Raw genomic sequence first — 23,543 nt, forward strand, 5'->3', positions numbered from 1 at the left:
AAAGATATCAGTTTGTAAGTATTTAGTCACAAGGCTCACTTAGCTCCAATATTCTAGCATTATTAATTTTTCATGTAATCTTAAACAAAATAATTAGGCTTGTTTTTTATACCTACTTGGCGTTGCACCAAATTTTTTCTTAAAACAGGTGCTGAAATATTTAGGGTTTGAAAAGCCTGTCATATCACTGATTTCGTTAATTGAATAGTCACTTTCTACAATTAATTGTGAGGCTCTGGCCAATTTAACCGATTTTAAAAATTCATTAATGTTTTGTCCCGTCAAGGCCATTATTTTCCGATACAATACAGAATGGCTCATTCCTATTTCCAAAGCTAATTTGGCAACCGAAAACTTGGAATCAGACATGTGTTCTTCAACAATACTCATAATTTTCTCGATAAAAATTTCATCAACATTATTTATGGCTATATCCTTTGGTTTTAATAAAACCTCTTTTCTAAATGTTTCTCGCAGAATTCTTCTCGACTCAACCAAATTTTTAACCCTTGCATTTAAGAGTTCTATATCAAACGGTTTCGTTATATAGTCATCCGCACCATACTCATATCCTTCAATTTTAAAACCATGTGAAACTCTTGCCGTCAACATTATAATTGGAATGTGAGAAGTCCGTTCATCGGTTTTTAATTTTTTACAAAGTTCGAGTCCGTTCATTTTTGGCATCATGATATCTGATATAATGATGTCGGGAATAATTTCAAGTGCATTATTAAAACCATCTAAACCGTTAGACGAATCATGGACATTGTAGTATGTTTTAAAATAATTTTTAATCAGGTTTCTAATTTCAAAATTATCCTCTACGATCAACATTATGGGAAGTTTCTTAGTGGAAGTTTCTTCGAAACTATCCTCTATCTTTTCAAGATTACGAAAGGTGTCGTCCTCAATTCTTATTTCATCTTTTAAAACGTTACTGATTTCATCATCGTTATAAAATTTTCCTGCAATAGGTATAATAATTTTAAAAACGGTAAATTCACTAGGTTGGCTTTTTACGCTTATTTCTCCATAATGCAGGTCTGTCAAATTTTTGGCAATAGCCAAACCGATGCCACTTCCAGTAGTGTCTAGGTTATTGTTCTCAATGGATTTTGCTTGATAAAAGTTTTCAAAAATTTTATCAATATCTTCTTTAAATATACCTTTACCGTTATCTTTAACCTTAATAATAAGTTTTTCATCTCGTTCATCCAGATCTACATTTATATCAATATTCGTGTTGGTAAACTTAAATGCATTTGACAAAATATTATATACAATTATTTCCAGTTTATTCGAATCTATCCAACCTTTTTTACAACTATTGGAAACCGTTAATTGAAACTGAATTTTCTTTTCATCTGCATACTGATAAAATGGGATACACAACTCTACAAAAAATGATTTAATATCAATCTCTTGAACTTGTAGCTTGCTAACTCGATATTCCATTTTTCTAAAGTCCAATATCTGGTTTATCAAACTTAAAAGCCTTTGACCATTTCTGTTCATAGTCATTATTAAATTATTGACCCTATTATTCTTCGCTTTTACTTTTGAAAATTCTGCTAAGGGAGATAGAATTAAAGTCAATGATGTTCTCAGTTCATGAGAAATATTGGTAAAAAAATTAATTTTAGATTGATGCAGTTCTTCATCTTTATCATGTTTGTATTTTTCTATTAAAAGTTCGTTTTTAAGCCGAATTCTACCTTGTACACTTGTATAAATGTAATAAATAAGAGAGCTTATTGTTAAAAAATAGATTAAATAGGCTAGTTTGGTTTGCCACCAAACAGGTGTTATTTTAATTTTAATACTTTTTTCGACAAAATTATCCGCTGGACCATTTTCTTCAAAGGCTTTTACTTTAAAAATATAATCACCGTGGGGAATGTTAGAATAATTTGCAAAATGACGTTCTGAACTTGTGCTTAACCACCTATCGTCAATACCTTCAAGCATATATTGGTATTCAATATTGTGTGGAGCACTATATCCTGGAGCTGCAAACTCAAAACCAAAGTTATCGAGAAAATAGGGAAGTTTTAAAGACTTTGTATAAGCTATTGACGAATCTAAAGGTTGGTAATTGTCTATTTTTTCAAATACATTAACATCATCATTAAATATTCTAAAATTTGTAATCATTAAATTTATAGGGCTTACAGTACTTATTAAATTTTCAGGATAAAATGCGATCAGCCCTTTTTTACTGCCGAAAAACAATTTACCGTCATTAGCTTTAGCGATTGCACCTGATTCAAAATCGTTCGTAGGTAAGCCATCATTGGTATTGTAAACAGCTATTTTTTTGTTTTTTGAGGTATAACCAACTATTCCTTTATTAGTGCTAAACCAGTAATCGTTTTCATTATCTTGAATGATACCGTAAACAGAATTGCTTGGCAGACCATTATCCATAGTTATGGTATTAAGTTCTTTTGATTTAGGGTCAAAATAATAAATACCGTTACCTTCGGTCGCTATCCAGATAGTGCCTTTATTATCTTCATAAAGATCTTTAATAGGGTAATTTAAATTGATAGAATCTTTACTGCCAAGATCGGATAGAGAATTAAATATTTCTCTTTCTAAATTATAGATTTGCACACCTTTGTCCAAGGTACCGATCCATAGGTTATTATTTTTATCGACCAAAAGACGTAACAACTTATCCGTAAGCAATGTATTTTTTGAGTTGGTTTTATTAAAATGAACGAGTTCTTTAGTCGTTTTGTTATAACTATATAAACCATCGTTATAGGTAGCGATCCAAATACGCTGATTATTATCCTCGACCAAATCAAAAACGGATAGTTTATTGTAATTATTTATAGTTTTTGATTTAAAAGAAGCTTCAAAAAAAGCATCGGACCCTTTTGATTTATAACCAATGATACTGTTTTTAAAATTACCGGTCCAGATGGTATTGTCCTTATCTTCAAGAACCGTCATAACAATATCTGAAGGTAAGGAGGTTTTATCTTTAGGATTATTTTTATAATTATAGAACGTATTGGTATTTAGATTAAACCTATCCAATCCTCCACCTCCAGTACCAATCCATAATGTATTGTCGCTTACATAAAGTGCCCCAATAACATTAAAACTTAAACTGCTTACATCTTTTGAGAATGAGGTCTGATAGATTTCAAAAGGAGAGTCAATCGTTTTGTTGACGGTACCGTCTCCCATACCCATCCAGAGCGTACCATCATTATCAATAAACAGGCAATAGGATACGTTATTGGTAATGCTGTACTTGTCATAAATATCATTTTGATAGGAAGAGACCTTATTGGTGTTGATGTCAATTAGATTAAGACCTCCATAGGTGGTCATCCAAATTTCTCCGGGGTTACCTTCCTTTATATCCGTTACCTCATTCGAATTTATTGCATTACGTGAATCTCCTTTTTCGTAATGTTCAAAAGATTTTGAATTTATTTCAAATTTGTAAAGGCCATTGTCTTCGGTAGCAATCCATAAATTATTAAAAGAATCAAGCAACAAACGCTGTCCGGTTCTAGTGCTTTGATAGTTGATTTTGTTATATCTATAGTAGGTGAAAGCCTCTGATGCTTTGTCGTAACAGTCTAAAATTCCAGAATTTGTGGTAATCCAAACTTTAGTATTGGTAACAACCACAGAAAAAACCGAATTATTGCTGATCGTTTTTTTACTGTTAATCGAGTCAAAAAATTTATTATAAGTGTTGGTTTTTTTATTAAAGCTAAAGAGACCATCGCCAAAAGTACCGAACCAAATGGTATTATCGCTATCACCCGTTATACAAGTAATGTAATTGGTATTAAATATAGGGTGTTCTGTATTTTTATAGTTTGTAAAGGTCTCGGTTTTTGGATTGTATTTATTAATACCTCCTCGCATGGTTCCTACCCAAATAAAACCTTGGTTATCCTCATAAAGGGAAACAACGTTATTGTTACTTAAAGTACTTAAATTAGCATCATCTGAAGTAAATATTTTGAATTTATAACCATCATACCTATACAACCCATGTGTGCCGCCAAACCACATAAAACCTTCTCTATCCCTTAAAATACAATTTACTGACGCCAACCCATCTTCTATAACGAACTCTTCAAAAGAAAGTTTCGGTGTTTGGGCATGTGCAAACATTGACACAAAAAACCACGTTGTCAAAAAAAGTAAGCGGAATGTATGTGACTTGGCCATAATTGAATTTAGATGCTCTTTTTTTTGATTATTATTTTAAACCAGTTCATAAAGTAAAATTAAGGTTTTATTAAATAATTTCAATACTAGCACATGCTCTATATATAAAATAGATTGATTATTAAACCATTCTGATTAAAAATTATACTTTATAATTTTAATGATAAATTAGATTTGTACCTACTAACAATTAATCATTTAATTTATGAAAAAAAATCATTTAAAAATTAATTTGTTTTTTATGCTATTGTTTTTTACAACAAGTATTATAGCTCAAAAACAAGTTACAGGAACAGTAACATCAAAAGATGGGCCATTACCTGGAGTTACAGTTTTGGTTAAAGGAACAACCAATGGTACTTCTACAGATTTTGATGGCAACTATACTATTTCTAATGTTGAAAGTGATGCTGTATTGGTATTTTCATTTATCGGTTTTAAAACACAAGAAATAGAGGTTGATAACCGAGATGTAATAGACATATCTTTAGAGGAAGACGCTGCCAGTTTGGATGAGGTTGTAGTTGTGGGATACGGAACAAAAAAACGATCTGAGTTAACATCATCTGTAGCTCAGGTAAAAGGTTCGGAAATTAAAGAAAGTCCAGCGGTAAATTATGCAACCTCTTTATCGGGTAGATTGCCCGGTTTGTTTATCAACCAAAGAACCAGTGATCCGGGACAGGAATCTTTAAACATTTTAATCCGTGGACGAGGTACCTTTGGGGATAATTCGGTGTTAGTAGTTGTAGATGGTGTTGTGGGTAGAGACGGTCTTTCGAGATTAGATCCGCAAGACATTGAGACAATAAGTGTGCTGAAAGACGCCTCGGCATCCGTTTATGGAGCACGGGCAGCAAATGGGGTAATATTGGTAACTACTAAACGAGGGCAGAAAGGTGGGGCAGTTATTACTGTAAATTCTAGTACTTCATTGTCAAATCCAACAACGGTTACAAAAGGGGCAACTCCTTACAATTATGCAAGACAAGTTAATGCCATAAGAGAAAGAAGTGGACAGCAAGCATTATATACTTCTGGCGAGCTGCAACAATTTCAGTCGGGCAATTTTAATGGAATTGATTTTTGGAACGAGCTTTTCGATGAGACATCTTTTGAACAACGTCATAACCTTTCTGTTAGAGGGGGTTCTGATAATATCAAATACTTTGGTTCAATAGGCTTAGTAGATCAGGGACCAATAGTTAACAATGATAATGTAACAGATTTTTCACAATATAACGTGCGTTCCAATGTTGATTTTAGCCCTAGTAAAAACCTTACCATAGGTTTGGATTTGGCAGGAAGGTTAGAATATGTTAAATCACCGCCATATATGTTTCAGGCTGTGGATAATGCATCTAAAGTAATACCATTGAATGAATCTTATCAGTCCGATGGAAAGTTTATTCGTCTGTTAAATAATCAGGATAATCCATTTGCTTATATACAAGAACAGGCCGGTAAGGTAAAAAGAACAAACACACTTTATAACGGTACGTTAAAACTTAATTATGATATTCCCTTTTTAGAAGGACTTTCATTTAATTCTTGGGTTGCCATTGATTACACTCAAAATTATGTAAATTCATTCAATAACAACCCTTTTCAATACATAACAGAAGCTGATGGAACCCTCACCGAAAGTAGGTTGGGCTTGGATATTTCGGTATCGGATGAGTATTTCAGACAATTATCTCTAACTTATAATGCAAAATTAGGTTATCAACATTCGTTTGGATCGCATACCGTTGAGACTTTTATTGCATATGAGCAAAATAAAACCAACAATAATGCAAACTCTCTTTCCAGAAGAGGTGGGTTAATTAGCGAAGACCTACCTTATTTAAGTCAAGGAGATCCTAATACCCAGACAACGAACAGTGCGTTGGGCGAATTAGCAAGACAGGCTTATATTGGAAGGTTATCTTATGATTATGAGGGCAAATATCTTACCTCTTTTGGATTTAGATATGACGGAAGTTATATTTTTCCTAAAGGAAAGCGTTTTGGATTTTTTCCTTACGCTTCGGCGGGTTGGGTATTGTCCAAAGAGAAATTTCTGGCTGGTAATAAAACCTTAAGTTTCTTAAAATTAAGAGGTACTTGGGGTGTTACAGGAAATGATAGAGTTAGTCCTTTTCAATATTTACAACGCTTTCAAAATCCAAGTCAGGGCGGAGGTGTATTTTATTTAAGCCCAAATGCTGATAATAACAGTGCTATTCCATTGGAAGGAACAAATCTGTTGATTTTATCTCCGGTAGGTGTTGACCCAAACCCAAATATTACTTGGGAGACCGCTACTTCTTGGGATTTAGGTTTGGAAACCCGACTTTTCTCAGATCAAGTAAGTTTAGAGTTGACCTACTTTTCAGAAAAACGTGAAGATATTCTTGCGAAAAGAAATGTTACTATTCCCACATATACAGGTTTAAACCCACCTTCAGAAAATATTGGAAAAACAAAAAATCACGGTTTTGAAGCAGCGATGGGCTATAACTTCAATATTGGTAAAGTTCGGTTTGACCTTGGTGGTAATTTCTCGTATGCACAAAATGAGCTGGTGTTTAACGATTCTCCAAAACCTGAAGAAGATTATCAAATATTAGAGGGGCAACCTATAGGTAGTAGATTGATTTATGATGCAATAGGTATTTATAGATCTCAAAGTGACTTTGATACTTTTCCATCTAGACCAGGCTCTCAAATAGGTGATCTTATATATGCAGATACCAATAATGATGGAGAGATTACTACTGCTGATAGAATCATTATGAAAAAATCCGATTTACCTACAACTCAATATGGTATTTCATTAAAAGGATCTTACAAAAATTTTGAGCTGTCAACCTTTTGGCAAGGACAATCGGGTTCTGTGTTGTCATTGGCATCTTTTCTTAACGAAGGTACATCATCGGCAAATTATTTTGCAGAAAATGCTTGGACTCCAGATACGCCTAACGCCTCTTTACCATCAATTGGAGGAACACAATCGGCATTCAACGGCTATACCAATTATGAAAATAATTTCTTTACCTATAACACGTCTTTTTTCAGACTGAAAAATGTACAATTAGGGTATAGAGTTCCTGAAAACAGTATTTCTAAGTTAGGCATAAAAAGTCTCAGAATCTACCTGAGCGGTTCTAATTTATTGACATTCAGTAAATTTAACAAACTTGACTTTGCAGATGTTGAGCAGACCAACGGCTTAGGATACAATAGGCCGCTAAGAAAATTATATAACTTAGGAATTGAGCTGAGTTTCTAATTTTAGTTGGCAAGATTTTAATAATTAAAACAAATAATAATGAAATATATTAATCAAATTCAAATCATCTTAAATAAAAATTTAAGAAAGGTGGTTTTATTTTCGATACTAACTCTACTAACGGTTTCTTGTAGTGAAGACTTATTGGATATAACTCCAGCCACTGATATTTCTGAAGCGGATATTTTTGCTAGTGAAGATTTGCTCGAATTTTATGTTAACGGAAGATATTATTCATTTCCGCATTTCGATTTCGGATTACAAAACTCAGATGCTATTTCGGATGATGTAAATGCTTCTAGTAACGGAGCGGCTAAGGCTTATAATCAGGGGCTTACTACGCCATCATCGGGAATTCCCCAAAATAGATGGTCGGGGGATTATGGCAATATACGAGATGTCAATTTTTTCTTTTCAAGAATAGACGACAGTACTATTGATAGTGATATAAAAACAAGGTTAACTGGTGAAATGAGGTTCATTAGAGCTTGGCTCTATGCAGACTTGGTTTCTTTGTATGGTGATGTGATTTTAGTTACTGACCTACCCAGTTTAGATCAAGAAAATTTTGACAAAGCAAAAACACCTTATCAAGAGGTGGTTAATTTTATTGTTTCAGAATTGGATAAAGCGGTTGATGAACTACCAGATATTGCCTTTAACGGAAGAGCCAGTAAAGGGGCGGCATTGGCACTAAAGGCTCGCATTTTGTTATACGCGGCCAGTCCGTTGCACAACAATGGTGCTTATGATGCCGATAAATTGGCACAAGCTAGAAATGCGGCCCAAGCTGTAATCGATTTAGGGACTTTTAGCTTAGAGCCTGATTATGCCGATATTTTTAAAGCCCCGAATTATTCTAACGAAATTATATTTGCCCGTACTTTTAATTCTGAACATATCCCCTTTAATTTATTTGGTGTTACGTCGGCCGATAGATATTATTTGCCTTTTGTGTACCAAGATGTAGATTTGGGATTCGCCCAGCCATTACAATCATTGGTAGATTCGTATGAAACGGAAAATGGAAAACCTATTAACGATCCTACTTCTGCATACAATCCTCAAAATCCTTATGCAAACAGAGATCCTAGATTAAACAAAAGTATTATTCACCAAGGTTCAATTGTACCAGGTCTATCAGGTGTTACCGATAGTTTTGACAACGGTGATGGAACAATCACGGTAACCTATCATAAAGATGCTGGTGGTGATGATAGCAAAAATGGAAATTCCTATACTACAAATTTAAATTCGTCGTACAATATTTTAAAAAGAGCAGATCCTTCACAACCACTTAGAGGTATTAGAGAAGCTTACAAACCTTGGATCCATTTCAGGTTTGCTGAAATGTATTTGATTGTTGCGGAAGCAGAAGCTGAACTAGACAACGATCAAAAAGCAATGGATGCATTAAATGTCGTTCGCAACAGAGCGGGTTTACCGGACCTTATCGGTTTGTCTGGTGATGACTTAAGAGATCGATATAGAAATGAAAGGCGTGTAGAGTTTGCTTTTGAAAATCTTCGATGGTACGATATTACACGATGGATGATCGCTCCTCAGGTTTTAAGCACAAATGCATATGGTGTTGATATTATAAGAGATAATTCACAAAATCCCCCGGTTGATAGCTATTCTTATACTACAAGAGTATTGGATAATAATCGTGTTTGGGATGACAAAATGTATTTTATGCCTATACCATTTTCTGAAATTCAGTCAAATTCATTATTGACACAAAATCCAGGATATTAAATCAGTTCAATAAATAGTAATGATTTATAGAGTAAATAATAAGTTTTTTATTTGAGTTAGTAATTTAGTTAGGGGTGTAGTTTATATGCCCTTAACTTTCCCATACCTTAAATTATGCGTAATTTTTCAATTAAAATTGTTTTGTTTTTTGTTTTTGGTTTGCTATTGGCATGTAATGAAAGCATCCCTAAAAATATCTCTGATCAACCAGATAATCCTATAAGTGCTTTGCTGGAACGCCTTGTTCCGAATTATATCGATAATTTTGAATTTAAGCTAATAAATTCCGATAAAGATATTTTTGAAATTCAATCTGTTGATCAGAAAATAATAATAAGCGGTAACAATTATAACTCAATGGCCGTAGGCTTAAATTACTATTTAAAAAAATATTGCAATACCTATGTGTCATGGTACGCCAATGATAAAATTAACTTACCTGAAAACTTACCGTTAATTTCAAAAAAAATATCCAAATCGGCTAGGGTAGAAAATCGTTTTTTTCTAAATTATTGCACATTTGGCTATACCATGCCTTGGTGGCAGTGGAAGGATTGGGAGCGTTTTATCGATTGGATGGCACTAAACGGTATCAATATGCCATTGGCTATTACGGGTCAAGAATCCATATGGTATGAGGTTTGGAAAGAATACGGTTTGTCTGACGAGCAGATTAGAACATACTTTACGGGTCCCGCACATTTACCTTGGCACCGAATGTCTAATTTAGATAAATGGGGAGGGCCTTTACCGAAATCTTGGTTAACGCATCAAAAAGAATTGCAAAAGCAAATAGTAGAGCGTGAACGCGAATTGGGTATGAAGCCTGTATTACCAGCATTTGCTGGGCATGTACCTGAAGCATTAAAGACTATTTTTCCTAAAGCTAAAATAAATCAATTAAGTTCTTGGGGGGGCTTTAAGGATGAATACCGTAGTTTCTTTTTAGACCCATTAGATCCCATTTTTAAAGAAATTCAACATAAATTTTTAGAAAAACAAACAGAAGCTTTTGGAACAGACCACGTTTATGGAGCAGATCCGTTTAACGAAGTACACCCTCCAAGCTGGGAGCCAGAATATTTAGCGACTGTTTCAAACACTATATATACCTCCATAAAAGAGATAGATGCAGAGGCAACTTGGCTACAAATGTCTTGGATATTTTATTTTGAAAGAGAAAATTGGACCAACGAACGTATTGAGGCTATGGTAAAAGCTGTACCACAAAATAAAATGATGTTATTGGATTACTATTGCGAAAACAAAGAAGTTTGGAAAATGACCGACTCGTTTTTTGGACAACCCTTTATTTGGTGCTACTTAGGTAATTTTGGTGGAAATACAATGTTGGCAGGGAATATAGACACTGTCGAAGAGCGTATTGAAAATGCTCTTGCAAGCAATAAAAATATGTGGGGCATAGGTTCTACATTAGAAGCATTTGATGTAAATCCGATAATGTATGAATATGTTTTTGAAAAAGTATGGGCAACTGGTAAAACAAATACTAGTCAGTGGGTGGAAAAATGGGCTGATTTAAGATATGGAGAGGTTAATAGAAGCAACAGAGAAGCGTGGCAAATAGTACACGATAAAATCTATAAATATCCTGCCCGATTGGGGCAAGCCACTTTAACTAATGCTAGACCTACCTTAAAGGGAAGTGGAAACTGGACTACAGACCCCACCGTAAATTATAAAAATTCCGATTTATTTGAAGCCTGGGAATTAATGGTTAAATCTCCAAGTACTTCTTCCAGTTATCTATATGACGTGACCAATTTAGGTCGCCAAGTATTAGGAAATTATTTTTTAGTACTTAGAGATGAATTCACTGAAAATTATAATAATAAAAATTTAGAAGCATTAAAAAACAGTGGTGATAAAATGTTGGCTTTATTTGATGATTTAGACCAGCTTCTTTCAACACAACCCTCGTTTTTATTAGGTAAATGGTTAGAAGATGCCAAAGTCTTTGGAGCAAACACGGAAGAACAAAAATATTACGAACATAACGCACGTAATATTATCACAACTTGGGGCACAGAAGCTCAAAGTTTGAACGATTATGCCAACCGTTCTTGGTCGGGACTAACCAATGGGTATTATAAAAAACGCTGGGAAATGTTTATAAAGGATATTATTGATGCAGCTGAAAACAATAAAGAATTTGATGATAAAGCTTTTCTTGATAAAGTAACTCAATTTGAGTGGGAGTGGACTAAAACTAATGAGCTATACGTTTCAAAGCCAAAAGGAAATTCAATTGAAACTGCTAAAGAAATTATAGAAAAATATAAAACTGATATAAAATGAACGTTAAATTTATTATTCCAATACTAATGATTTTGTTCTTTTCTTGTAAAGATGTAAATCAAAAAAAACTAAACGGACAAGATATAGCAACGGTTACAACATCGGTTAAACTGAACAAGGGTGTATACAAAACGGGAGAAAACATTAAAGCAGATCTTGTTTTTAAGAATGATTCCCTAATTTCGACTTCAATAGGGGGTATTACTATTGAAATAAAGAATATTTCTGACCCCGCCGATTCGTGGTCTCACAAAGTTCAACTCGATAATTCTTTTGAGTTGTCGAAAGACGATGAAAAAATAATAAGTGCAACTCTATTAAATAATTTACCAGAATCGTTAAAAGAAGAGGCTTACGGTATTTACTTAAGATATAACAATAACGATAAGATTGTAACCAAGTACAAAACTTTTTTCAGAGTTGTAAATGATGATGAACTAACCGTATTTGATATAAAAACTGATTTTGTAAATGATGTACCTGTTTACAAATTAGATGGAGGTATGAGTGCAGAGTATGTTATTGAAAAGTCTGCGGAAAACCTAACTTCGGGTATTTCCCATTCTTGGGATGTAAATGCACCTGGTTCAGGGCCAAACCATGTTTTGGGAACACCAAATTATTTGGAAAAATCGGTAAATAAAACAGTAGATTTTTATAATAAGACCTTTGGAGAAAATACGGAGATAGAAACCGTTTTAATATCATCAGGGTTTCCTTCTATTCCATACATTTCAAATGCATTAAAAGCCCCAGTATTACCGTTACATTTTTTGGTAAGCGTGAATACCGTAAAAGAAATTCGAACCATATTAGAAACGGCAAATGACAATGATATCGCGTCGTATGCAACTTTAAGTCATGACCCATCAGTACCTTACGCCGTTTCTTGGATAAAACTGCTTGAATTGCCACAAGTTTATAAAGATTTTATTAAACAGCACAATGTAAAAAATATAGTAATTCTTGGTGCTACCGGAACTAGTGGAGGTGAAACGAAAGCAAAAAAAATAGTATATGATAGTACATCAAATGAGGAATATGCTAACAGAAGTATTTACATTATGTACCCGGGTACGTCACCAGACGATGTGAAAACGTTAGATAAAAAAATAGCTGATCTTAAAGACTTTAAACAGCAAGATGACTATATCCAAATTGCCGACTGGGAAAGCGGTATCAATCAAAAGCAGTTGGATAATTTTAGTAGGGATGCTAAAGTTGTGGATTCATCAATAAAAGTAACTACAATTACAGCTGTAGATTTAGGGAGGTTGTATGCATTAGGAAGTTATAGCACCTTAGCTCTGATGCACAAAAACAAAGAGAAATTTGATGGTGTAAAAGGTGTGATATTTAATCCGTATTTAATTTCACATCCAACAATAGAGGCTAAAAAAGGATTTGTACCATTATTATATTGGCAGCTAGTGGGCCCAAATTTCACGGTTTATAATATGGAAAATGATGTGTTCAAAGCAGTCAAACATTTCTATCCTGAAACCAATGTAAAAAATCTAAAATTATGGTTAAACTCTACCCGAAATTTTGGAGCAGTATGGTCAGCGACCAATTTAAAAAAAGAACTCACTAAAAAGGGATACACCAATTTTATAGAAAACAATTATACGGTAGATGAGGTTTGGGATTTATCTGACGGTGTAGAATCTCCTAGCGAGCTATTGTTTAAAGAAGTTAATGATAGTTATGGTTTTCAAAATTTAAAAAAATGGAGCAACTCTTTAAAGCCCTTAACTATTAAAGATATTGAAGAATTATCAGAAATATTTGGAGGCTTTCAGGTGGAAACGAAATAAAATATCTATATTTTTAGTTTTTTCCTTCTCCTTTTAATTTTTAAAAAAAGAATCACAAATCAAACTACTATCCTTAGAAGAACAAATACAGATTATAGAAAATTGAAGAGTTTTTTAAATATTGGTAGCTTCTCAACCTAAACCATCACTAAGCTTACTTCTCGTGCTAGAATTTAAGCAATAAACATTTTATTGACCGGTTCTGTAGAGACGGTCGGATTCAAGAAATTTTTTATTTAAGTAGTACCAAAATAAATCCTTAAATTTGATTCTTTAAATGGGCCATTAACTCAGTTGGTTTAGAGTGTTACCTTGACAGGGTAGAAGTCACTGGTTCGAATCCAGTATGACCTACTTTTATTGTATTTTTTAAAATCATAATTTATTTAAATATATGATTTTGAGTTATTTATATTTATTTGATGTTAAATGATTTGCTTTAATATCAAAGAAAAAGTGACCTATTCGGTTACCTAGAATCATCATCCTTCATCTGGATCTGATTCAATTTTACGCATGATTTGACTTTCGTTTTAATCAATCAATTTTAAATAAAACGAAATTATGCGAACATCAAATTTATCAATTACGTTTTGGCAGAACGTCTCTAAGAAAAAACGTGGCAATGCACCATTGTATGCCAGAATCACTACTAATGGAAAACGACTAGAAATTAGTTTGGGTCGATCTATACCAATTAAGTCTTGGAGCAAGACAACAAAAAGAATGATTGGGAGGTCAAAAGAGAGTCATTCGGTCAATGCTCATATTGAACAGGTTTACCTAAAGTTATTGGAATGCCAAAGACGACTAAACCTAGAAAAGAAGACGATTACGCCACATGCAATAAAGACCTATTACTATCAGGATAGCAATGACCAAAAAACTTTGATGGACTTGATAGATTACCATAATCGAGTAATGTTAAATGTGATTAAACCTAGTACTTTAAGTCATTACTTTACTACCAAAAAATATTTAATTCAGTTTATGGAAAGGCACATGAATTCAAAAGATATCAATTTAAATGAGATATCATTTGAATTTTTAAGTGATTTTGAGGCATTTTTAAGAAAAAAAAGCAAGCTAAACCATAATGGGGTTATGAAACACTTGACCAGATTGAAGAAGTTGATAAATTTATCGATTAAACTTGAATGGCTAATTAAAAGTCCATTTATAAATTTTAAGATAAAATTTATAAAAAAGGAACGAGAAATCCTTAACAAAAGTGAATTAGTTGCAATTGAGAATGCCACCTTTGATCGTTCATGCTTGGAGGTGACCAAGGATATGTTTATTTTCTCCTGTTATACTGGACTTTCATATATTGACATTAAGCAACTCAACATAAATCAAATCGTAAAAGGTAATGACGGTGGACTTTGGATAAAAACCAAACGAGCAAAGACAAACATTCCTGTGAAAATACCTTTATTGAATAGAGCTCATGATATCTTAAATAAGTATTCGAATTATGCTGGTATAATTCCAAGTGATGCTGTTCTTCCAATTTATTCAAATCAAAAGACAAATCAATATCTTAAAGACATCGCAGATATACTTGACATTCAAAAAAGATTGACTTTTCATGTTGCAAGACACACTTTTGCAACGTTAATAACACTATCTAATGGAGTGCCAATTGAAACCGTTGCAAAATTATTGGGACATACAAAATTAACCACAACCCAAATATATGCCAGAGTGTTGGATGATAAAATTAGTAAGGATATGAAAATTGTTCAAGAGATTTTAAATAAAAATTTATCTGCTTAATATAGTGTAGCTTAATTGTAATGAGTTCTTAAAATTTTGCAAAGACCAATCGTAGCATTGTTTTTAGAATAATTAAGGATGTTGAGTGATGCAATAAACTGAATAATTTTTTCCAATAATCGTTATAAAATCAATGGCGAAAACGCCAGACTTAGGATCTGGTGCCGCAAGGTGTGAGAGTTCGAGTCTCTCCGCCTGTACAAAAAGCTCTCAAGAAATTGGGAGCTTTTTTAATTCAAAATTTGACCAATTTTTTACTCAGGTACAACATAGGTACAATATTTTGTTATTTTCGCTGACTTAATTTAGAATAATTGGTTTTGAACATGTTTAATATCAAAAGCTATTCTTTTGTTCAACTATCAATAATTTTTGTTAATTTAAGAATCAAGCTCATAACCCAAAGGATACAGGTTCGAGTCCTGTTCCCGCTACTAGTAAACAAAGGCTTCCAAGAAATTGGAAGCTTTTTTATTTTTCATGGGTACAGAATAAGTACAGAATACTTCTCTTTTGAAAGTGTCATTTAATAAGGTCTTTTTTACTATCTTTTAATAGTAAAGTTTATGAATTCTTATTAAAGGTTAAGTCAAATGATGATTGCTAATCCTTTTGATACGCCAAATTTAGGATTCACCTAAATAAAAGTCAATAAAGATAAAATAACACAGGTGTGGTGGAATTGGTAGAAACGCCAACTTAGAATCTGGTGCCGCAAGGTTTGAGAGTTCGAGTCTCTCCGCCTTTACAAAAAGTTGAAGAAAAATCTTCAACTTTTTTTTGGACAGGTATAAAATGGGTACAACAATTTATCTTTTTTCACTTAGTAATTCAGAATTCTATTGTTTGATTTGTTTGATATTGTATTCTTTTAAACAAACTTTAATAGGTAATCAAAAGTCTCTTAATAAAATCGTTTTAGAAAACATAATTGATAAATAAGCATTTATTCTCTAAAAACAGCTTCTAAAATAGGACCTTTAGGCGTTCTGAAGAAAATGCGTCTTTCATCCAGTTCTGGTAAGTCCATTAGTGAATATGGAATACTTAAACTTTCCAATTTCTTTTTAAAATCCGCATAGCCTTCTAATTTAATCCCAACGTGGTCTATGGCTTCTGCAGCAAAATCTTGTCCTAGTCCTCTACTGCCTATTAGGTGTACCAAAGGTTCATTGTTATGATACAACCAATGGCCTGGTATTCTCTGAATTGCCTTTGGTCTAGGTTTTTCCTTTAAATCAAATACCTTTAAAAAGAAATCCTTTGTTTCTTTTAAATCGGTTGTTCTAATTGTTACGTGGTCTAATGTCATAACTATTTACTTTAAATGTGAACGCAGAAACCAGGCTGTTTTTTCGTGTTCTTCTAAGAGTCCTGTAATAAAATCGCTCGTTCCTAAATCTTTATAATTGTCTGCAAACGGATTGATATTTTCTCGTAAGTGAATTGCAATGGTTTCGTGGTCTTGTAACAATTCTTTTATATATCCCTTTGCGCTATTATCGTTTTGTTCTCGCTCTGTTAAATGGGTTAAAGACAAGAATTCCTTCAAAGTTGCTGGTGCATAATGACGCAATGAACGAATTCGCTCTGCTACATTGTCTATAATTTCATCTAATTGTTCGTACTGTCACTCGAATAACTTATGCTTGTCGTAAAAGTCCGCTCCTTCTACATTCCAATGGGCGTTTCTGGTTTTTGTATATAAAATATACTCCTCTGCTAAAAGTTTAGCCAATTCGTTTGCAACCGCTTGGCGGTTTTCTTCTGATATTCCAATATTTGTTTTCATAATATAAATTTTAATCAATTAATGATGAAGCATATGTTTACTTCGCTTTTTACCCATTGCATAAAATAGTATGGCCAAGGGTATAAATATGATGTTCAAAATGGTTCTATAGTTTAGTTCAAAAGGATTCTTATCTAATTTTAAGGTAGTAGTTGGATTCTCGGGAATCCATCCCAGGAAATCAAATGAGTAATCCAAGAACAAGGCGGTCATAATAATTCCAATAAAGAGAAACAAGAATATGTACAACATCGGTTTCCACCCAAAATACTTTCGGTACACCTGAAGCATCGGAAGCGTAATTAAATCTGAAAGAACAAACGCAATTACCCCACCAAATGAAATACCTCCGTACCATAGTACTGCTGCCAAAACTATGTTTCCTACGGAACAAACAAAACTTACGATAGCGATGAGTGACCCAATGACCGCATTCCATAACAAGACAAGAAAGGATGAGTATTCAGAAGTACTGTCTGCTAAAAATAAAGCTTCCCAAAAATCCTTTGGCACGACCACCATAAGTATGGATGAAATTAAAACCCCTAGCAAAATATCCTTTCCTACCATATTCACATCCATCACAAAATGTGAGCTAGCTGCTTTTAATTGCTCTTTCAGTCCTTTCCTTTTCGGCATATCAGGATGGTGTGAATGCATTTTGTTTTCTTCGCCTATATGATGCATATGTCCTTCGTGGTCGTGAACCATCACCTTTTCTTTATGCATAAAAGCTTGTGCCTTTTGGATTATTTTTTTTGGAAAAAATCGATGTATCAAAAGAGCCGTAGCTAGAATGAAAAATATACCACCGATTAATTCGCCCATAAAAAATGCCCAGCCCAAAAGACTGAAAATGATAATGAACATTTCAAAGACCAAATTTGTACTTGAAATCAAAAAGGCTACGGCATTTGGAAAACTAGCACCTTTCAATAGTAAAGTTCTTGACATACTTGCAGCAGCATACGAACAGGATGAGGAAATCGCACCGAAAAAGGTTGACAATCCTATAGATTTTGGATTCGTTTTCCCTAAAGATTTACCGACTGTTTCTGCCGAAACAAATGCTCCAATCAAAGCTGATATCATAAATCCTAAAGCCAATCCCCAAAATAATTCCCAAGACATTCCGAAAAAAGCGATTCCTATTTCCTTTACTGTTTCCATAATTCAATTATTAATCAATCCAAATGGATTTTGTATTTACAAATTCCCTGATTCCATAGCCAGAAAGTTCCCTTCCGTAACCACTGTTTTTAATTCCACCAAATGGTAATCTTGGGTCTGAAACCACTAGCTTATTTACAAAACTGCTACCTGCTTCTAATTGCAGTGCCACTTTTTCGCCACGTTCTTTGTTTCCGGTAATTACTCCAGAGCCTAATCCAAATTGCGAATTATTGGCTAGTTCAATCGCTTCCACTTCATCTTTTGCTCTAATCACCGACGCTACTGGTCCAAAAAGTTCATTGTCGAAGGCTTCCATTCCCGGTTTCAAATCGGCCAGAATGGTCGCTGGATAGTAGGCACCTTCTCCTTTAGGAACGTTTCCACCTAAAACCAATCTACCACCTTGTGAAATGGTCTTGTTAACCTGTTCGTGTATTTCATCTCGTAAATCCACTCGTGCCATTGGTCCGTAATAGGTGGATTCATCAGTTGGGTCACCCATTTTGGCTGCTTCCATTTTTTTGGTATAGAGTTTTAAAAACTGGTCATAAATGGCATCGAGTACCACAAAGCGTTTTGTGGCGACACAGGTCTGACCATTATTTTGTAGTCTTCCGAACGTTGCCAAATCAGTCGCTTGCTCCAAGTCCGCATCATCAAGAATAACGTAGGCATCACTACCACCGAGTTCTAATACTGTCTTTTTTAAATTTTGACCTGCAATGGAAGCTACCGAACGCCCTGCCGGGTCGCTACCTGTTAAGGTTACGGCTACGATATTCTTATCTTCGATGATATCTTTTACATTCCGAGCACTGATATTCAAATTGGTAAAAGCACCTTCTGGAAATCCGGCTTCTCTAAAGGCTTCTTCCAAGGCGAATGCACTTCCCTGAACGTTTGATGCGTGTTTTAAAACACCTGTGTTACCTGCCATTAGGGCAGGTGCTGCAAAACGAATCACCTGATAAAATGGGAAATTCCAAGGCATTACCGCTAGGATTACACCAATTGGCATAAAGGTTACATAGCTTTTTGTGGCTTCTGTTTTTACAATTTCATTGCCCAAAAGTGTATGGATGTCATCCGCATAATAGTTGATAATCAAAATACACTTATCCATTTCTTTTCTTGCCTGTGTAATGGTTTTGCCCATTTCTTGTGTGGCCAATTGTGCGTAGCTTTCTTTGTTCTTTTCAAAGACTTTCGCCAATTTGCGCATATAGGTTGCACGTTCGTCATAGCTGAGTTTTTTCCAAGAGTCGTAGGCCTTTTTGGATTGCGCTACTTTCTGTTTTGCTTCTGAAACATCAATGCGTTGATATTCCGCTACTTTTTTTCCAGTTGCTGGATTTATTATCGTTGTAGTTGCCATAATTTTTATTTTTTTAGGTTTTTGGAATATTCCTTTATTAGAACATTCAATATTTCGTGATTTAATGAGTAATCGACCGCGAGGTCTATGACTTGAACTCCTTTTGAGTTCAATGCTGTTTGTAAGGTATTTTTAAAGTCTTCAACGGAATCGGGTCTATAACCAGTAGCTCCGAAACTTTCGGCATATTTTACAAAATCGGGATTCCCATAATCGAGTCCATATTTTGGAAATCCTTCGCCTTCTTGTTTCCATTGTATCATTCCGTAGGCATTATCATTTAATATGATGACTACTAAATCCAATCCAAGACGAACCGCTGTTTCCAGTTCTTGCGAGTTCATCATAAACCCACCATCACCATTTACTGAAATTACTTTTCTATCGGGATATAATTCTTTTGCCATCATCGCAGATGCTAATCCTGCACCCATTGTTGCTAATGCATTGTCCAATATGACACTGTTTTGTAAATAGGCTGGGTAATTTCGCGCAAACCAAATTTTATAAACGCCATTGTCTAAGGTTACAATACCATCATCTGGTAATACATCCCGAGTAATTTTTACCATACGTTGTGGTAAAATAGGGAAGCGGTCGTCTTTTTCGTATTTCGTCAAATGACTCGTTACATTTTCTTTTACACTTAAAAAGAAATCGGTATTCCATTTGTTTGCATTTGGTTTTAACTGTTTTGTCAATTGTAGAACACTATCAGCAATATCACCGATGACATTTAATTGTGGAAAATACACTTCATCTATTTCCGCAGGGAAAAAGTTTAGATGTATCACTTTTCGTTTGTCATCTGGATGCATAAAGAATGGTGGCTTTTCAATGGTATCGTGTCCCACATTGATAATTAAATCTGAATGGCTGATTGCCTCGTGAAGAAAATCATAATCAGATAAGGCGGCAGTTCCTAAATATAATGGGTGACGCTCGTTTATGATTCCCTCACCCATTTGCGTGTTGAAAAACGGAATTCCAATCGCATCAACAAATTCGGTCAACGCCTTACTAGCTCTTTTTCTATTTGCTCCAGCACCTATTAATATTAGTGGGTTTTTAGCAGTTTCAATCATTTTGACTGCTTCCGAAATTGTTTCATCACCAGCGTGAGGAATTCTGAAATCTACCACATCAAACAATTGCGGATTATTGACTTCTTCTCTTGCGATATCCTCTGGAAGTTCAATATGAACTGCACCTGGTCTTTCTTCTTTCGCCAAACGAAAGGATTCTCTAACTATAGAGGGAATATGTGAGCCGTGAGTAATCTGTTTTGCGGATTTTGTTAATGGTTGCATCATTTCTACCACATCTATAATTTGGAATTTTCCTTGCTTGCTCGTTTTTATGGGTTTCTGTCCAGTTATTAGTATCAATGGCATTGCACCTAATTGTGCGTATGCTGCTGGTGTTACTAAATTTGTTGCACCTGGTCCTAAAGTTGCTAGACAAACTCCTGGTTTTCCTGTAAGTCTACCATATGTGGCAGCCATAAAACCAGCTCCCTGTTCGTGTCGCGTAAGGACTAATTTTATTTTTTTGGATTTTCTCAATGATTCCAAGAAGTCCAAATTCTCTTCCCCAGGAAGACCGAAAATGTATTCAACGCCTTCGTTTTCCAATGCTTTTATAAATAGGTCTGATGCTTTCATTGCTTTCTTATTTTAAAAATTCTACCGTTGTATAAATTAACATTGTATCACCTATATTTTCAAGGCTATGAATGAAGAAGTTCTCTTTGTTTAAATCTCCGAAATATTTGGTGTCACCTATTTCATATTCGGTCTCTACAATAGAACCATCGTTATAATAGGAACGTGATTTACCCGTACTCATCGCTGTCCAAAAATAGCGATTGGCGTGTTTGTGAAATGGTAAGCTTTGCCCTGCTGGTAAATGAATACTCCATACACGGAACTCATTGTTTTCATACACCAACTTTTGTCCTACTTGAGTATTGCTTGTTGAAGCTTTCAATGCTTCCTTAAGTTCTGGAGTCCATTGACTCCAATCGTTTGCTTGACTTATTACTTGTTTTTTCATTTTTAACTATTTTTTTGTTGTTGTGTGTCATCTAATATGATATCTAGTGCCTTAGTCGAGATAGTTACTTCCCAAAGTACATATATCAATGACACCAATAATGATAAAATGCTTATTGTAAAGAAAAGTTTCCCTGTTAGTTGATTTTCAAAAAATAAGGCAAACAATGAACCTGTGCATAAAATGAAACTGATCACGCCAAAGACTTGCATTCTTTTGATAAGCCGTATGCGTTTTCTTAAAATTGGTATTTGAGAATCTACTATCACTTTTTCACAATTTTTCTTATTATCATTTAATTCTCTAATGAATCTGGCCACCGCCGTAAAACGATTGGTATAAGCCAATAGTAACAGACTTATTGAACCGAATAGTATAGCTGGTGTACTAACATCCATCATCATTAAAATTTTATTAAACTATCTACTGATAAATTACCTGAGCCTAAAATCATAACCACGAATGCAACGCCAATCATCAATAAATTAAATTGCATTCCTTCTCCTTCCATTGTATTGTGCCAATTCAAAAAATACCCATAATGGCGATGTACTTGAGCAATAGCACCTATCATTAAAATGATAATTCCAAAAGCCATAAACCGTGAAGCGAAACCTACTATCAATCCAATAGCACCAAAGAATTCAAAGAAAATGATGAGGAACGCGATGATGCTAGGGTAGCCCATACCTTCGGTAAACCTGTTCGTTGTTCCTGTAAAGCCTTCGCCACCGTACCAACCGAACATTTTTTGCATTCCGTGTGGCAGCATAATTAGGCCTACTGTTAATCTGGCTACTGTTGCTGCCCAACCGCTTGATGTACTGAATATTTGATTTAAAATTTCCATCTTATTTTTACTTAACTGTTTCACTCTCAAAAAATGGGTAATCTGTATATCCGCGTGCGTCTCCACCTCCAAATAGTGTGTGATTGTCGCTGATTTCATTGAGAGGTGCACCAAGTTCCAAGCGTTGTGGGTAATCTGGATTGGTTAGAAAATTTCTACCAAAACCTATTAAATCCACTAGCTTGTCGTTTAATAATTGCTCACCTTCTTCGGGTGTTTTATTACCTGTAGCAATAATTGTATTGCTGAATGTTTTGCGTAGTTCCACTCTAAAATCTGCTGGAATCTGTGGGGAATCGTCCCAATCTGCCTCTGATAGGTGTAGATAGGTAATTCCGAGTTTGTCCAGTTCCTTAGCCGCAATCATTATGGTGTCCAAAATCTCTGGGTCGTCCATATCCTTGAACTTGATGAATGGTGCGATTCTAATTCCTGTTCGGTCTGCACCGATTTCATCAGCAACCGCTTTGGTAACTTCCAATAAGAAGCGTGTTCTGTTTTCTTTACTGCCACCATATTTATCAGTTCTAACATTGGAATTACTTCGTAAGAACTCATCGATTAAATAACCGTTGCCACCGTGAATCTCTACACCATCAAAGCCAGCTTCTATTGCATTTTTTGCACCTTGTCTAAATTCTTCAATAGCTTGGTCAATATCTTTTTGAGTCATCGCTCTCGGCTCATCAACTGGAACAAACGTTGCATCTCCATTCGGTGCGCCGTCGAAAATATAAACACTGGTATCTTTTGCTATTTTAGCCGATGGTGCAATAGGTTGCATTCCGTTTACCTTGGCACTACCAACTCTTCCCACGTGCCATAGTTGTAAAAAGATTTTACTTCCTTTTTTATGCACTTCGTTTGTAGTTAATTTCCAGCCTGCAATCTGCTTTTTGGTAAAAATACCTGGTGTTCTTGCATAGCCCATACCTTGTTTTGATACTTGTGTGGCTTCAGTAATAATAATACCAGCTGATGTTCGTTGTCCGTAGTACTTTGCCATTAATGCATTTGGCACTTCACCATTTTCATCAGCTCTGGAACGGGTCATCGGTGCCATTAGGAATCTATTTTTTAATTCGATGCCGTTCATATTATATGCGGTATTTAATTTTGGGTATTTCATCATATTGATTTTA

The 23,543-nt window shown here is 34.6% G+C and carries 15 protein-coding genes, 1 tRNA gene and 1 pseudogene; 6 read left to right on the forward strand and 11 right to left on the reverse strand.

Annotated elements, in window-relative coordinates; genetic code table 11:
• Positions 1 to 93: 93 nt before the first annotated feature.
• Complete coding sequence (locus UMM65_RS12550; protein WP_321976952.1) at positions 94 to 4,209, reverse strand: hybrid sensor histidine kinase/response regulator transcription factor; 4,116 nt, start codon at positions 4,207 to 4,209, stop codon at positions 94 to 96.
• 205 nt (positions 4,210 to 4,414) lie between these two features.
• On the opposite strand from UMM65_RS12550, the gene UMM65_RS12555 reads away from it, so the two are divergent.
• The 6 genes from UMM65_RS12555 to UMM65_RS12580 all read left to right on the forward strand — a co-directional run bounded on the left by UMM65_RS12555 (position 4,415) and on the right by UMM65_RS12580 (position 15,156).
• Positions 4,415 to 7,483: a SusC/RagA family TonB-linked outer membrane protein gene (locus UMM65_RS12555; protein WP_321976953.1), complete on the forward strand. Its 3,069-nt coding sequence runs from the start codon at positions 4,415 to 4,417 to the stop codon at positions 7,481 to 7,483.
• A 39-nt stretch (positions 7,484 to 7,522) separates the two neighbouring features.
• On the forward strand, positions 7,523 to 9,241 hold the full coding sequence (locus tag UMM65_RS12560; protein WP_321976955.1) for a RagB/SusD family nutrient uptake outer membrane protein: 1,719 nt from the start codon (positions 7,523 to 7,525) through the stop codon (positions 9,239 to 9,241).
• 114 nt (positions 9,242 to 9,355) lie between these two features.
• Positions 9,356 to 11,560, forward strand: a complete 2,205-nt coding sequence (locus UMM65_RS12565; RefSeq protein WP_321976957.1) for an alpha-N-acetylglucosaminidase — start codon at positions 9,356 to 9,358, stop codon at positions 11,558 to 11,560.
• Positions 11,557 to 13,377, forward strand: coding sequence for a hypothetical protein (locus tag UMM65_RS12570; RefSeq protein WP_321976958.1), 1,821 nt, complete (start codon positions 11,557 to 11,559; stop codon positions 13,375 to 13,377). Before UMM65_RS12565 ends, UMM65_RS12570 begins: the two co-directional genes overlap by 4 nt.
• A 279-nt stretch (positions 13,378 to 13,656) precedes the next feature.
• Positions 13,657 to 13,731 (forward strand) — tRNA-Val (locus UMM65_RS12575).
• Positions 13,732 to 13,941: 210 nt separating this feature from the next.
• Positions 13,942 to 15,156, forward strand: a complete 1,215-nt coding sequence (locus UMM65_RS12580) for a site-specific integrase (RefSeq protein WP_321976959.1) — start codon at positions 13,942 to 13,944, stop codon at positions 15,154 to 15,156.
• 946 nt (positions 15,157 to 16,102) lie between these two features.
• On the opposite strand, the gene UMM65_RS12585 is transcribed toward UMM65_RS12580, so the two are convergent.
• From UMM65_RS12585 to UMM65_RS12630, 10 genes and pseudogenes are all read right to left on the reverse strand, one after another.
• Positions 16,103 to 16,468, reverse strand: a complete 366-nt coding sequence (locus UMM65_RS12585; RefSeq protein ID WP_321976960.1) for a VOC family protein — start codon at positions 16,466 to 16,468, stop codon at positions 16,103 to 16,105.
• Between the two features lie 6 nt (positions 16,469 to 16,474).
• Positions 16,475 to 16,774: pseudogene (locus UMM65_RS12590) on the reverse strand (Dps family protein); the annotation flags it as partial.
• Positions 16,775 to 16,786: 12 nt separating this feature from the next.
• The gene (locus UMM65_RS12595; RefSeq protein ID WP_321976961.1) at positions 16,787 to 16,948 is read right to left on the reverse strand and encodes a Dps family protein; all 162 of its coding nucleotides are present in this window, start codon (positions 16,946 to 16,948) and stop codon (positions 16,787 to 16,789) included.
• A gap of 18 nt (positions 16,949 to 16,966) precedes the next feature.
• Positions 16,967 to 18,118: a permease gene (locus UMM65_RS12600; protein WP_321976962.1), complete on the reverse strand. Its 1,152-nt coding sequence runs from the start codon at positions 18,116 to 18,118 to the stop codon at positions 16,967 to 16,969.
• Between the two features lie 10 nt (positions 18,119 to 18,128).
• Positions 18,129 to 19,496, reverse strand: coding sequence for an NAD-dependent succinate-semialdehyde dehydrogenase (locus UMM65_RS12605; RefSeq protein ID WP_321976963.1), 1,368 nt, complete (start codon positions 19,494 to 19,496; stop codon positions 18,129 to 18,131).
• Positions 19,497 to 19,501: 5 nt separating this feature from the next.
• On the reverse strand, positions 19,502 to 21,160 hold the full coding sequence (locus tag UMM65_RS12610) for an acetolactate synthase large subunit (protein ID WP_321976964.1): 1,659 nt from the start codon (positions 21,158 to 21,160) through the stop codon (positions 19,502 to 19,504).
• A gap of 7 nt (positions 21,161 to 21,167) precedes the next feature.
• Positions 21,168 to 21,551 (reverse strand): cupin domain-containing protein, encoded by a 384-nt coding sequence (locus UMM65_RS12615; protein WP_321976966.1) that lies wholly within the window; start codon positions 21,549 to 21,551, stop codon positions 21,168 to 21,170.
• Between the two features lie 2 nt (positions 21,552 to 21,553).
• Positions 21,554 to 21,952, reverse strand: coding sequence for a DUF2721 domain-containing protein (locus UMM65_RS12620; RefSeq protein WP_321976967.1), 399 nt, complete (start codon positions 21,950 to 21,952; stop codon positions 21,554 to 21,556).
• A gap of 2 nt (positions 21,953 to 21,954) precedes the next feature.
• A complete protein-coding gene (locus tag UMM65_RS12625) occupies positions 21,955 to 22,401 on the reverse strand; it encodes a DoxX family protein (protein ID WP_321976968.1) in 447 nt (148 codons plus the stop codon).
• Between the two features lie 7 nt (positions 22,402 to 22,408).
• Positions 22,409 to 23,530: an alkene reductase gene (locus UMM65_RS12630; RefSeq protein ID WP_321976969.1), complete on the reverse strand. Its 1,122-nt coding sequence runs from the start codon at positions 23,528 to 23,530 to the stop codon at positions 22,409 to 22,411.
• Positions 23,531 to 23,543: the final 13 nt, after the last annotated feature.

The organism is Aureibaculum koreense (genome assembly GCF_034296135.1).
Classification (GTDB): domain Bacteria; phylum Bacteroidota; class Bacteroidia; order Flavobacteriales; family Flavobacteriaceae; genus Aureibaculum.

Coding starts and splice junctions, on each gene's coding strand:
- UMM65_RS12605 (WP_321976963.1), bottom strand. CDS start 19,496: ATGGCAACTACAACGATAATAAATCCAGCAACTGGAAAAAAAGTAGCG.
- UMM65_RS12625 (WP_321976968.1), bottom strand. CDS start 22,401: ATGGAAATTTTAAATCAAATATTCAGTACATCAAGCGGTTGGGCAGCA.
- UMM65_RS12630 (WP_321976969.1), bottom strand. CDS start 23,530: ATGAAATACCCAAAATTAAATACCGCATATAATATGAACGGCATCGAA.
- UMM65_RS12615 (WP_321976966.1), bottom strand. CDS start 21,551: ATGAAAAAACAAGTAATAAGTCAAGCAAACGATTGGAGTCAATGGACT.
- UMM65_RS12555 (WP_321976953.1), top strand. CDS start 4,415: ATGAAAAAAAATCATTTAAAAATTAATTTGTTTTTTATGCTATTGTTT.
- UMM65_RS12600 (WP_321976962.1), bottom strand. CDS start 18,118: ATGGAAACAGTAAAGGAAATAGGAATCGCTTTTTTCGGAATGTCTTGG.
- UMM65_RS12565 (WP_321976957.1), top strand. CDS start 9,356: ATGCGTAATTTTTCAATTAAAATTGTTTTGTTTTTTGTTTTTGGTTTG.
- UMM65_RS12620 (WP_321976967.1), bottom strand. CDS start 21,952: ATGATGGATGTTAGTACACCAGCTATACTATTCGGTTCAATAAGTCTG.
- UMM65_RS12570 (WP_321976958.1), top strand. CDS start 11,557: ATGAACGTTAAATTTATTATTCCAATACTAATGATTTTGTTCTTTTCT.
- UMM65_RS12580 (WP_321976959.1), top strand. CDS start 13,942: ATGCGAACATCAAATTTATCAATTACGTTTTGGCAGAACGTCTCTAAG.
- UMM65_RS12550 (WP_321976952.1), bottom strand. CDS start 4,209: ATGGCCAAGTCACATACATTCCGCTTACTTTTTTTGACAACGTGGTTT.
- UMM65_RS12585 (WP_321976960.1), bottom strand. CDS start 16,468: ATGACATTAGACCACGTAACAATTAGAACAACCGATTTAAAAGAAACA.
- UMM65_RS12610 (WP_321976964.1), bottom strand. CDS start 21,160: ATGAAAGCATCAGACCTATTTATAAAAGCATTGGAAAACGAAGGCGTT.
- UMM65_RS12595 (WP_321976961.1), bottom strand. CDS start 16,948: ATGAAAACAAATATTGGAATATCAGAAGAAAACCGCCAAGCGGTTGCA.
- UMM65_RS12560 (WP_321976955.1), top strand. CDS start 7,523: ATGAAATATATTAATCAAATTCAAATCATCTTAAATAAAAATTTAAGA.